The organism is Funiculus sociatus GB2-C1 (assembly GCF_039962115.1).
Lineage (GTDB): Bacteria > Cyanobacteriota > Cyanobacteriia > Cyanobacteriales > FACHB-T130 > Funiculus > Funiculus sociatus.
In genome coordinates, this window is sequence record NZ_JAMPKJ010000037.1 from 14,295 (window position 1) to 27,549 (window position 13,255).

6 protein-coding genes are annotated in these 13,255 nt (G+C 46.3%); 4 read left to right on the forward strand and 2 right to left on the reverse strand.

Features of this window, described 5'->3' with window-relative positions; translation table 11 throughout:
- Window positions 1-49: 49 nt before the first annotated feature.
- A complete protein-coding gene (locus tag NDI42_RS17400; protein ID WP_190452968.1) occupies window positions 50-829 on the reverse strand; it encodes a DUF4058 family protein in 780 nt (259 codons plus the stop codon).
- Window positions 830-872: 43 nt separating this feature from the next.
- Entirely contained in the window at window positions 873-2,825 is a 1,953-nt protein-coding gene (locus tag NDI42_RS17405) for an AAA-like domain-containing protein (RefSeq protein WP_190452970.1), read from the reverse strand.
- Window positions 2,826-3,435: 610 nt separating this feature from the next.
- On the opposite strand from NDI42_RS17405, the gene NDI42_RS17410 reads away from it, so the two are divergent.
- From NDI42_RS17410 to NDI42_RS17425, 4 genes are all read left to right on the forward strand, one after another.
- The gene (locus tag NDI42_RS17410; protein WP_190452972.1) at window positions 3,436-4,287 is read left to right on the forward strand and encodes an Npun_R2479 family HD domain-containing metalloprotein; all 852 of its coding nucleotides are present in this window, start codon (window positions 3,436-3,438) and stop codon (window positions 4,285-4,287) included.
- Between the two features lie 337 nt (window positions 4,288-4,624).
- The gene (locus NDI42_RS17415) at window positions 4,625-11,335 is read left to right on the forward strand and encodes a HAMP domain-containing protein (protein ID WP_190452973.1); all 6,711 of its coding nucleotides are present in this window, start codon (window positions 4,625-4,627) and stop codon (window positions 11,333-11,335) included.
- A gap of 251 nt (window positions 11,336-11,586) precedes the next feature.
- Entirely contained in the window at window positions 11,587-12,411 is an 825-nt protein-coding gene (locus NDI42_RS17420; protein WP_190418491.1) for a CheR family methyltransferase, read from the forward strand.
- A 168-nt stretch (window positions 12,412-12,579) separates the two neighbouring features.
- Window positions 12,580-13,152 carry a chemotaxis protein CheB gene (locus NDI42_RS17425; protein WP_190452975.1) on the forward strand — a complete coding sequence of 191 codons (573 nt, stop codon included), beginning with the start codon at window positions 12,580-12,582 and terminating at the stop codon, window positions 13,150-13,152.
- Window positions 13,153-13,255: the final 103 nt, after the last annotated feature.

Below are 13,255 nucleotides of genomic sequence, written 5' to 3' on the forward strand. Positions count from 1 at the left end.
CAATATCGAGTAAGAACTTTATCTCAAGCGATCGCTCACCATCTCCTCCTCACCGCAATCCTTTTTCTCGCAACAAATCATCAGCCCAAGCAGCATCCTCTCCCTTCAAAGGTGGTATCGCAGGCTGAGTATAATCCACTGTTAAATCAAATCCCGCTTGGTCATACACCTCACTTAACAAAGCTTGTAATTCCACTTGCACTTCTGCATCCCCTGGTTGTAAAGGTAAAGGGAAGGAGGGAATTTCTTCTCGTACAGTAAAAGCATACAAATGAGCTGCTGGACGGCGAACGCTTCGACTTACTAAAATTCGATAATCCGCCTGAATCTCCCTCTCGACTGGCATTGGTTTTCCGCCTCTGAGTAAGTCAATTTCTACTAGGTGGGTGGCGCTTGTTAGAACTTGTTGTCGCTTAGTTTCATACAAGTTTCGTCCAACTCCGGCGCGTTTATTTTTAGGAGAAAGGATTTCTATAACAGTAATCACCTCACCCGTTCCTACTTCTCTAATTTCTAAGTAACCTTCCCTGGTTTCTTCAGGGATTGGTAGTTTTACTGTTATCGGTTCGCGGGGGGAGGTAAGCGTTGCGGTTGATTGAGATTGATTGTTGGATGAAGGCTTGGAGAATACCGTTACATCGGGAATCATTACCAAGTCGCTATCTTTTACATCACTTAAATAAATCCGCTTTTCAATTGCTACGCGATATTTAGGACGAAGAGAGGGTGCTATGGCAATGGCGATCGCGGTAATTAACCGATGATGTACCTCAGCCCACAATTCAGGATTTTCTAAGTATGGATCTACCCCTGGAAATGGAGAAGGCATTTTCTGACCTCTAGCAACAATTGTGTCAAATTTTCTCTACTATCTAAAATTTTCCCAAGCGCTCGCTAAAATATTGCCGATATAAATCGAAGCGTGGCGTGACATAGTTACCCTGCAACTGTACTAGCCCCATACTGTGCAACTTAAATGCTGTCACTGACTCCAATTCTACGGGTACATCAGCTGTCACTACCTTAGCGAAAGCAGCAGCTAACTCTCGATGTTGTTGTAAATTCCACAAATGTCTTCGCAAATGGTCATCATAAAGTCCCGCCTCTGTGGGAGCAGTTTCTAACAATTGCTCCATCGTAATCGTCTGCTGTGCGATATGATAAAGAGCCAGCCGCACCAGATAGGGATGTCCGCCCACCAGCGCCATCAATTGTTTAATCTGGCTTGCATTCCCATTCAGTCCATGACGCTGAGTTAAATCTTGCACCTGTTCCGGGCTAAAATCTGGCAACTCAATTGGCAATCCTACATTAAACGGCGATTGATTGACATTCAGAGGGATATAAACTTCCGTTGAGTGTACTACAACTAGGCGCAATTGTTGCCAGCGATCGCTATCGCCACCACCATATCCAGCTTCCTCATACCAAGCACGTAGCAACCCAAAAAAATCATCGGCAATTTTCGGATATTGAAAAACCCGATCCACCTCATCCAAACCTAACACCAGGGGACTCTCGGTTCCTGACAACAAACAATCTTCAAAATAAGCAGTACAATTATCCTTACTGCCATAAGTATCAGACCAATAATCATCAACTTGGTGCGGTAGCCGCAGCTTTCGAGAAATTCGCGCGCAAAACCACTTTAATAGTTGATTCAAGTTTGTAAAAACTGCTGTATCTGCGTGTTGAAAACTCAACGGAACTGTGCGATATCCCTGCTCTTTTGCCTGATACAAAATCCTCGCCATCAGGGAAGTTTTCCCCATCTGTCTCGGTGCTTTAATCCTAATCAGCGCCCCTGGTTGAAAAATTTCCTTGTAACATTGAGCTTCATAGGGAACTCGTTCCACATAAAAAGCCGAAGCCAAACGTACTTGACCGCTTGGTAACTCTGGTTCTGCTACTGGTAAAGGGGAGGGGATTTTGGATTTTAAAGCGATTTTTGGGGAGATTGATTCTTCCCAAAACATCGCGTGATTTTGGATTGTAGAGACGTTGTATGCAATGTCTTTATACTTTGCCTTCCCATCCCCCCAATCTTTCATTCCCCATTCCCCCTTACTTGCTAACAGGTTCAGGACTTCTTGCACAATTGCAGTATCAGCCGGGGATTCCCACTCAAGTTGCCCAATTCCCTGCAAATAGCCGCGTAAATCGTGGTTTAAAGACAAATTTAAGGGACAATTAACGCGAATAGGTAGCACAATTGGCTTATGGTGAATAAAACGCAACTCTTTAGCCCGTCGTAACTCTTCGAGTGCCATTTCACTAACCGCAGCTTGGGGAGAAAGTAGCAACAAAAAATAGTCGCAGTGCTGCAATTCCGTATCAATGCGATCTAGCGAATTTTCTGGTAAATCAGAGGGCTTAGACAAATCATTTGCGTCTACAGTAGCCATAAATGCTGTGTGTCCAGCAGCATTTATAGCTTCATAAAACTGAGCCGCCAGACTCCGATCAGGCTCAACAGCCGAATAGGAAATAAAGACTCTTAAATTAGGCGGTGCTTCTTGTAGGGGTGATTTTTGGTTAATAATTACTGGCGCTTCTGTAGATTGTCGCTGCTGCTTAATGGCGCGTTCTATTGCTCCTTTAAAGTTTTTTTTTGTAACCTTTTCATTTAAGGCATTTGATAGCTTTTTCCATAACTTATAGCCAACATCTTTTTCTATATACTGAGGGTGAATAGGGTAAATATCTTCATAAGTTTTACCTTCCCAAGACCCTGTAAATACTTGCCGTTCGAGGTCATTTAGATATTTTCCCGTAGTAGCACAAATTAAGCTATCTGTAAACTCTAATGCCTCTTTAACGTCCATAGGTCGTGTAAATTTTTGTTTGAAAAAATCAAGTATTTTTTCAAAGTTTAACTAAGTAGTAGCCTATATTATACAAAATGCAACTGTTCCAGTCCGCAGATGTTCCGTCTGGGAAGACAGGCAAAATGCTTGCCATGATTAAGATAGCAGGCAAGAGTATCGCTCCCCAGCCAGGAAGAAAAATATCTTTTCTTCCTCTCTCCCTGTCTTTCTGTTTCCCCTGTATCCTATGTATCATACATTTCCGATAGAAGAGAGTTTTTACGGAGTTTTTCTGAGCTTTCCTGAGGTGTTCGGCAGCTGGAAGGGCATATTAGAGAGCGATCGCGTACTTTGCACACAAGAATAAGCGATCGCGCATGGTTACTTGTGGTCAGCTCAACCTAGAAAAAATACTCAAAATTTATGAGCTTTCCTGGTTGCTATCTAATGAAACATAAGTGAAACTACTGATATAAGTTTCTTATTCACCCGGTTTTACTTTTAGAAATAATACATAATTAATATAATGTATTTATCCAAATAATTATGATTGTCAAATTAGAATTGTCACAACTGACTTGATTAATTTAATTTATTACTTCGCAGAATTTTTGTCAGGGGAATAGAGATGTTTAATCCCACCACAGTGATGATTGATACCTTCGTTGAATGCCTGCGGGCTGGCTACCGCCGTACTTACGGCGGGCTCAAACCAGACTACGCCGACATCATCGCTTGGGCTGGAAACATGGCGCTGGAAAACATTGCCAACAGCGATGCCCTTTATCACAACGTCGAACACACAATTTACGTCACATTAGTGGGACAGGAAGTTTTGCGGGGGAAGCAAATTCGCGAAGGTAGAGTCTACTGCGAAGATTGGTTGCACGCCATCATTTCTTTGTTGTGCCACGATATCGGGTACGTTAAAGGCGTTTGTCTGGCTGACCGAAACAGTGAAAGACTGTATGCCACAGGTGTAAACGGCACAATGGTTTCCCTACCTCCAGGTTTAACCGATGCCAGCCTGACACCTTACCATGTGGATCGGGGAAAACAGTTTATTGAAGAGCGCTTTGGCGGTCACAAACTAATTGATGCCGAAGTGATTAAGCGCAATATCGAATTAACCCGTTTTCCTGTGCCAGCAGACGAAGATCATCAAGACACAACAAACTTTCCCGGATTAATTCGCGCCGCCGATTTAATTGGGCAAATGAGCGATCCGCGCTACTTGCAAAAAATTAGTGCCTTGTTCTACGAATTTGAAGAAACAGGAGTCAACAAAGACTTAGGCTACCGCAACCCAGGCGACTTGCGGAGAAACTACCCAAAGTTTTATTGGAATGTTGTTTTTCCCTACATTCAAACAGGGTTGGATTTCTTGGACGTGACGCAAGAGGGAAAGCAGATTTTGGCGAACCTCTACGCGAACGTGTTTCGGGTCGAGTACGAATCCCCCGTAGCTCACAAGCGTTAAGCGATCGCTCATCCTACCATTTCTCGTTCCCAGGTCAGAGAAGGGAATGCTATATAAGTGAGGTGGTCGTCTTCACTTCTATAAAAAATCAGTTTGATGCACTACTCCCTGACTCCTCCACGCCAGTCACCACAAGGGTTAGGAAAATACGCAAGGCGCTGGCTTTCTAACCCACCAAGTGCAAACGAAGCGGCTGGCGGTTAAGTTCTGTGGGGAAACAGAAAAGAAAAGATGTCAACAGATGTCTCTATAAGGCAGAATCATCATTGAGATGACAGCACCTGCGACTTAATATTCGGCTACCGCAATTAGTAAACATCCTTTAAAGAATAAAGCTATGCCAACTGCACAGGCACCCAACGATACAGATAATCTCGACGAAAGACAACTCCTCAAAACCCTAGCAGCTGTAAAAAAAGGTGACTTTTCTGTTCGGATGCCTATCGACCAGACTGGCATAGCCGGGAAAATAGCCGATACCCTCAACGATGTGATTGAGCTGAACCAGAGGATGGCAGCCGAATTAGAGCGAATTAGCACCATTGTTGGGAAAGAAGGCAAAATCTCCGAACGTGCCTCCTTGGGAAACGCAGGCGGTTCCTGGGAGAAGAGTGTTGAATCGGTCAATACACTGATTACAGATTTAGTTCAACCTACAGCTGAAACTGCTCGTGTGATCCGGGCAGTTGCCAATGGCGACCTATCTCAGAGAATAGCGACGGAAATTGAAAATAGACCCCTCAAGGGTGAATTTCTCCAAACCGCCGAAGTCGTCAACACGATGGTAGATCAGCTTTCGTCCTTCGCCTCGGAAGTAACGCGGGTGGCGCGTGAGGTGGGGACAGAAGGTAAGCTGGGCGTTCAAGCAGAAGTTAAGGGCGTTGCCGGAACTTGGAAGGATTTAACCGACAACGTAAACTTAATGGCGGGTAACTTGACAGCGCAGGTGCGGAATATTGCCGAAGTTACCACAGCTGTTGCTAACGGCGACCTTTCCAAGAAAATCACCGTAGATGTGAAAGGGGAAATTTTAGAACTGAAAAACACCGTCAACGTCATGGTGGATCAGCTAAACTCCTTTGCTAGTGAAGTGACACGGGTGGCGCGAGAAGTAGGAACGGAAGGTAAATTAGGCGGTCAGGCACAAGTTAGAGGTGTAGCCGGAACCTGGAAGGATCTGACGGACTCGGTGAACTTAATGGCGGGTAACTTGACAGCGCAGGTGCGGAACATTGCCGAAGTTACCACGGCTGTTGCTAATGGAGACTTGTCGAAGAAAATTACCGTAGATGTCAAAGGCGAGATTTTAGATTTGAAAGATACCATCAACGTGATGGTGGATCAGTTGAATTCCTTTGCTAGTGAAGTAACACGGGTGGCGCGTGAGGTAGGTGCAGACGGGAAACTAGGCGGTCAGGCAGAAGTGCGCGGGGTGGCGGGAACTTGGAAGGACTTGACCGACAGCGTGAACTTCATGGCGGGAAGTTTGACAGCGCAGGTGCGGAACATTGCCGAAGTTACTACAGCTGTTGCTAATGGCGACTTGTCGAAGAAAATCACCGTAGATGTCAAAGGCGAAATTTTGGAGTTGAAAAACACCGTTAATACGATGGTGGATCAACTCAATTCCTTTGCTTCGGAAGTAACGCGGGTGGCGCGAGAGGTGGGAACTGAAGGTAAGTTAGGCGTACAAGCCGAAGTCGGTGGAGTCGCTGGCACCTGGAAGGATCTTACCGACTCTGTAAACTTGATGGCGGGTAACTTGACAGCGCAGGTGCGGAATATTGCCGAAGTTACCACAGCTGTTGCTAATGGCGACCTTTCTAAGAAAATTACTGTAGATGTCAAAGGTGAAATTTTAGAGCTGAAAAACACCGTTAACATCATGGTGGATCAGCTTTCGTCCTTTGCCTCGGAAGTAACGCGGGTGGCGCGAGAGGTAGGCGCAGACGGGAAGCTGGGAGGTCAAGCTGAAGTCAAGGGCGTAGCAGGAACTTGGAAGGACTTGACCGACAGCGTGAACTTCATGGCGGGAAGTTTGACAGCGCAGGTGCGAAATATTGCCGAAGTTACTACAGCTGTTGCTAATGGCGACTTGTCTAAGAAAATTACCGTCGATGTGCGCGGGGAAATTCTGGAGTTGAAAAATACCGTCAATACGATGGTGGATCAACTCAATTCCTTTGCTTCGGAAGTGACGCGGGTGGCGCGAGAGGTGGGAACTGAAGGTAAGTTAGGCGTACAAGCCGAAGTGCGCGGTGTGGCGGGAACTTGGAAGGACTTGACCGACAGTGTTAACTCGATGGCGGGGAACTTGACGGCGCAGGTGCGGAATATTGCGGAAGTTACCACAGCTGTTGCGAATGGGGACTTGTCCAAAAAAATTACTGTAGATGTCAAAGGCGAAATTTTAGAGCTGAAAAACACCATTAATATCATGGTGGATCAGCTTTCGTCATTTGCCTCGGAAGTAACCAGAGTGGCGCGAGAGGTGGGTTCGGAAGGTAAGCTGGGCGTACAAGCAGAAGTGCGCGGGGTGGCGGGAACTTGGAAAGACTTGACCGACAGCGTGAACTCGATGGCGGGGAACCTGACGGAACAAGTGCGAAATATTGCGGAAGTGGCGACGGCGATCGCTAACGGCGACCTCTCTAAAAAAATCACTGTTCAAGTTAAAGGCGAAATTCTAGAACTGAAAAACACCATTAATATCATGGTGGATCAGCTTTCGTCTTTTGCCTCGGAAGTCACTAGGGTGGCGCGAGAGGTGGGTTCGGAAGGTAAACTGGGTGTCCAAGCTGATGTCCGAGGTGTAGCGGGAACCTGGAAAGATTTAACCGACAGCGTGAACTTCATGGCGGGAAGTTTGACAGCGCAAGTGCGGAACATCGCCGCCGTCACGACGGCGGTAGCTAACGGCGACCTGTCGAAGAAAATCACCGTAGATGTCAAAGGTGAAATTTTAGAACTGAAAAACACCGTCAACACGATGGTGGATCAACTCAATTCCTTCGCCTCGGAAGTAACCAGAGTGGCGCGAGAGGTGGGAACTGAAGGTAAGTTAGGCGTACAAGCCGAAGTGCGCGGGGTGGCGGGAACTTGGAAGGATCTCACCGACAGTGTGAACTTCATGGCGGGAAGTTTGACAGCGCAGGTGCGAAATATTGCCGAAGTTACTACAGCTGTTGCTAATGGCGACCTTTCCAAAAAAATTACCGTAGATGTCAAAGGCGAAATTTTAGAGTTGAAAAACACTATTAATACAATGGTGGATCAACTCAACTCTTTTGCTAGTGAAGTGACGCGGGTTGCCCGCGAAGTTGGTTCGGAAGGTAAATTAGGAGTACAAGCTTACGTCCGAGGTGTTGCTGGAACTTGGAAAGATTTAACCGACAACGTAAACTCAATGGCGGGTAACTTAACTGCACAAGTACGAAATATTGCCGAAGTTACCAAAGCTGTTGCTAACGGCGACCTTTCCAAGAAAATCACTGTTGATGTCAAAGGCGAGATTTTGGATCTCAAAGACACGATCAACGTGATGGTGGATCAGCTTTCGTCCTTCGCCTCAGAAGTGACCAGAGTGGCGCGTGAGGTGGGAACGGAAGGGAAATTAGGCGGTCAAGCAGAGGTGCGCGGCGTTGCTGGAACCTGGAAAGACTTAACCGACAACGTAAACTCAATGGCGGGTAACTTAACTGCACAGGTGCGCGGTATTGCCAAAGTCGTGACGGCGGTAGCCAATGGCGACTTGAAGCGAAAACTGATGCTGGAGGCGAAGGGAGAAATTGAAACCTTAGCTGATACGATCAACGAGATGATCGACACCCTAGCAACCTTTGCTGAGCAAGTTACCACCGTGGCGCGTGAGGTGGGAATCGAAGGTAAACTGGGAGGTCAGGCGAAGGTTCCAGGGGCTGCTGGCACTTGGCGGGCGCTGACAGACAACGTGAACGAACTAGCGGCGAATCTGACAACCCAGATCCGGACAATTGCTGAAATTGCTACCGCCGTGACTAAGGGAGATTTGACCCGCACGATTAACGTCCAAGCGGAAGGCGAGGTAGCAGTCCTCAAAGATAATATCAACCAGATGATCGCTAACCTGCGGGAGACTACGCAGAAAAATACTGAGCAAGATTGGTTGAAGACCAACTTAGCCAAGTTTACCCGCATGTTACAAGGTCAGCGAGATTTGGAGACAGTCTCCAAACTGATTTTGTCGGAACTCGCACCTCTGGTTTCCGCGCAACACGGCGTATTTTACTTGATGGAAGGATCTATCGACCATCAGATATATCTAAAACTCCTGAGTACCTACGCCTACCGGGAACGCAAGCATCTAGCAAATCGTTTCCATCTGGGTGAAGGTTTGGTGGGACAATGCGCCATAGAAAAAGAACGGATTCTGCTCACCGAAGTACCAGACAATTACATCAAGATTAGCTCTGGCTTAGGGGAATCTACTCCGATTAATGTCGTCGTTTTACCAGTTTTGTTTGAAGGACAAGTTACAGCAGTTATTGAACTTGCCTCTTTCCGAAGATTTAGCGAAATTCACCTGACTTTCTTCGATCAACTCACCGAAAGTATTGCCATTGTGTTGAACACGATCGCTGCTTCGATGAGAACAGAAGAATTGCTCAAACAATCGCAATCTCTGGCAGAAGAACTGCAAACTCAGCAAAAAGAACTAACTGATACTAATAAGCGACTGGAACAACAAGCGAAATCGCTGCAAGCATCGGAAGAACTGCTGAAAAGACAGCAGGAACAGTTGCAACAAACTAATGAGGAGTTGGAAGAGCGATCGCGCTTGTTGGCACGCCAAAACCGAGAAGTTGAGCGCAAAAATCAGGAAATTGAACAAGCAAGGCAGTCTGTGGAGGAGAAAGCTGAACAACTGGCCCTTACTTCCAAATATAAATCAGAGTTTCTGGCAAATATGTCCCACGAACTGCGGACACCGCTCAATAGTTTGTTGATATTAGCCAGACTGCTTTCTGATAACAGTGACGGCAACTTGACAGGCAAGCAAGTCGAATACAGCCGGACAATTCATTCAGCAGGTACTGATTTATTAGGTCTGATTAATGACATTCTGGATCTGGCAAAAATTGAATCTGGAACTATGTCAGTTGATGTTGACCAGATGTTATTTGCCGAATTGCGAAGCCAGATGGAACGCACATTCGGGCAAGTAGCCCACGACAAAGGACTCAATTTTGTCTTAGACTTTGAGTCAGCTCTGCCAAGGGCGATGTATACCGACGCGAAACGGTTACAACAAGTCCTGAAAAATCTGCTTTCCAATGCGTTTAAATTTACCGACAGAGGGGAAGTACGATTGCAAGTCCATCTGGCGACAGGTGGATGGAGTAAAGACCAAGTAGAATTAAACCGCGCTCAAGCTGTGATCGCTTTTGCAGTCAGGGATACGGGCATTGGCATTGAGCCGGGTAAGCAGAAAATAATTTTTGAGGCGTTTCAGCAAGCTGATGGCACGACCAGCCGCAAATACGGCGGTACGGGACTAGGCTTATCTATCAGCCGAGAAATCGCCCGACTGCTGGGCGGAGAAATTCGCCTGGTAAGCAGTCCTGGTCAGGGAAGCACGTTTACTCTATATTTACCCCAAACTTACCACGGCAACGCAGAAGACAGCAGCAGTACGAGTGGGCAGACGACAGCTATTATGCCTCCAGCGCCAAGTCGGGTTTCTGTGCCTGCCATACCAGCCAGCCTGGTTCCCCCAGCCTCGTCTCAACAAGACGGTTCTAGAATTGTCTCTAACCCGATGCCTATTGACGAAGGCAGGACTTATGTGCCATCGCCGTCAGCGATCGCTGATGACCGAGAGAATATTGAACAAGGCGATCGCATCCTGCTAATCATCGAAGATGACGTCAACTTTGCGCGGATCATGTTAGATATGGCACGAGAGCAAGGTTTCAAAGGTCTGGTGGCCTTGCGAAGCGATACAGGTCTGGCAATGGTGCGACACTATCAGCCAGACGCGATTATGCTGGATATCCGGTTGCCAATCATGGATGGCTGGACGGTGCTAGACCGTTTGAAGCACGATCCGGCAACTCGGCACATCCCGGTACATATCCTCTCCGTTGAGGAAGGACAACAGCGCAGTTTGCAACAGGGAGCGATCGCTTATCTGAAAAAACCTGTGTCCAGCGAAGCCATAACGAAGGCACTGACTGAAATTAAAGGTTTTGTTGAGCGTCCAGTTAAGAACTTGCTCGTCGTAGAAGACGACGAAAATCAACGCCACAGCATTGTAGAGCTAATCGGCAACAGCGATGTTGTTACAACTGCTGTGGGTACGGGTGAGGAAGCGTTGGAAACCTTGAGAAACGGACACTTTGACTGTCTGGTTCTGGATTTGGGATTGCCCGACATGACTGGCTTTGAACTGATTGAACGGATTAAGCAGGAGCCAAACATGAATCGGCTGCCAATCATTGTTTATACAGGGAGAGAGCTTACCAGGGCGCAAGAAACCGAACTCAAGCGCATCGCAGATACAATTATCATCAAAGACGTGCGATCGCCGGAACGTCTCCTTAATGAAACTGCTTTGTTCTTGCACCGAGTCCAGGCAAACTTGCCTCAAACCAAGCGCCAAATGCTCGAACAGTTGCATCAGAACGATCCCGTACTTGCTGGCAAAAAAGTCCTGATTGTAGACGACGATGTGCGTAACATCTTCGCTTTGACAAGTATGCTAGAGCAGCAGCAAATGCAGGTTTTGTATGCTGAAAACGGCAGAGATGGTATTGCTAAGTTGCAAGAAACCCCCGACATTGATATCGTTCTCATGGACGTGATGATGCCGGAAATGGACGGTTACGAGACGATGAAAGCCATTCGCGAGATCGCCCAATTCGCATCGCTACCCATGATCGCCCTCACCGCCAAAGCCATGAAAGGCGATCGCGAGAAGTGTATCGAAGCAGGGGCCTCTGACTACATCACCAAACCTGTCGATACGGAGCAATTGCTTTCCCTGCTGCGAGTTTGGCTCTATCGCTAAGGGACTAGCAATTAGATTATGTTTGCCCACTCATATCCACCAATTCCCGAACGGTGGATATAAGTGGGCAAACTACTATTGCTAAGGGATTAGGGATTAGGGAAGATCCCTATTTTCTAGGAGTCTGCCATACTTACTTTAATAATTTCGAGAAAGTTGTCTTAACAACAACTTTCTCGAATTCCTGGCATTTATAAAAATAAAGGAGGTGGAATACTAGCCTTATGCAACTTGCTGATCGCCTTGTTTCCATGAAAAAAACTGAACTCGAAGACATAGAAATTCAGTTGCTATTAGAAGGTGTATATCTGTATTACGGTTTTGATTTTAGAAATTATGCTCCAGCCTCACTCAAACGCCGTATTTGGAACACCATTCAAGAGGAGGAGTTAACTAGCGTATCCGCACTTCAGGAAAAGGTACTCCACGATCCAGAATGTATGGAGAGATTTCTGCTCAATCTCTCCGTCAATGTTACAGCTATGTTTCGCGACCCCACCTTTTATCTAGCATTTAGACACAAAGTTGTACCGCTATTGCGAACCTATCCATTTATTCGGATTTGGTGTGCAGGATGTTCCACTGGCGAAGAAGTCTATTCTATGGCAATTCTGCTGCAAGAAGAAGGTCTTTATCATCGGTGTCGAATCTACGCTACCGACATGAACGAAATGGTATTAAGAAAAGCTAAAGTTGGGATTTTCCCGCTGCAAATGATGCAAGAATATACTCAGCAATATATTAATGCTGGCGGTAAGAAGTCTTTTTCTGAGTATTACACTGCCGCTTATGAGAGCGCTATTTTTAGCTCCTCTCTGAAGGAAAATGTCATCTTTTCCCAACATAATCTGGCTATTGATAGTTCTTTCAATGAATTTAATGTTATATTGTGCCGAAATGTTCTAATTTATTTTAATCAATTGCTTCAAGAGCGGGTTCACAATCTTTTGTATGAAAGCCTCGGTAGATTTGGAATCTTGGGATTAGGACGGCAAGAATCACTCAAAGCAACTCCTCACGAAAAACACTATGAAGAGTTGGAAGGCAATGAGAAACTTTACAGACGGATACGGTAAAAAGGCAAAAGTAATTTCTCGTTCCCAGTCTCTGGCTGGGAATGAAACTATAGGAGGTTCTGCCTCCCTCTGCGGACAGAAATTATAGTATAAAGAAAAGTTGCGGCAACTGCCGCAACTTTAACATTCCCAGTTAGAAAACTGGAACTCAGAGACGAGAAAAGAGTTATGGCAGTTGAAATTGTCGTCATCGGTACGTCGTTGGGTGGCTTAGATGCCCTCAGCTGCCTTCTAGCAGGTCTGCCAAAAAATTTCCCCTGTGCTGTAGTTGTGGCACAACACCGCCACAAAGACCCCAACAACGCCTTGTGCAGCATTTTACAGCAATATAGTCCTCTGCCGCTTACAGAGGCGGAAGATAAACAAGAAATTCAGCCAAGAAGGGTATATTTGGCTCCCGCCGATTATCATTTGCTGGTGGAAGCAGGTCACTTTGCTCTCTCCACTGAGGCTCCTGTCACCCATGCAAGACCGTCTATTGATGTATTGTTCGAGTCAGCAGCTGATGCTTATAGCGATCGCGTTATCGGGGTGATTTTGACGGGGGCGAGTCGGGATGGTGTTTGGGGACTGCTGAAAATCAAAGCACACGGCGGATTAGCTATAGTTCAAGATCCGGAAACAGCAGAAAGTCGTATTATGCCAGAAGCAGCGATCGCATCTGTAGAGGTAGACTGGATTTTGCAGATACACGACATTGCCCCGTGTTTAATCAAACTTTGTCAACCAGCAGTCCAGTGAATAGCAGGCTTGCTACACCTAAAGTATTAGGGCGTTGCATTTAAAAATGTAGAACTATAAAACTCTTATTTCTACATTCTGGATTCCTGTGCCTGAAGTTTGT

Bases quoted from the DNA above. Each gene is read 5' to 3' on its own strand.
- NDI42_RS17400 (WP_190452968.1), bottom strand. From the start codon at position 829: ATGCCTTCTCCATTTCCAGGGGTAGATCCATACTTAGAAAATCCTGAA.
- NDI42_RS17405 (WP_190452970.1), bottom strand. From the start codon at position 2,825: ATGGACGTTAAAGAGGCATTAGAGTTTACAGATAGCTTAATTTGTGCT.
- NDI42_RS17410 (WP_190452972.1), top strand. From the start codon at position 3,436: ATGTTTAATCCCACCACAGTGATGATTGATACCTTCGTTGAATGCCTG.
- NDI42_RS17415 (WP_190452973.1), top strand. From the start codon at position 4,625: ATGCCAACTGCACAGGCACCCAACGATACAGATAATCTCGACGAAAGA.
- NDI42_RS17420 (WP_190418491.1), top strand. From the start codon at position 11,587: ATGAAAAAAACTGAACTCGAAGACATAGAAATTCAGTTGCTATTAGAA.
- NDI42_RS17425 (WP_190452975.1), top strand. From the start codon at position 12,580: ATGGCAGTTGAAATTGTCGTCATCGGTACGTCGTTGGGTGGCTTAGAT.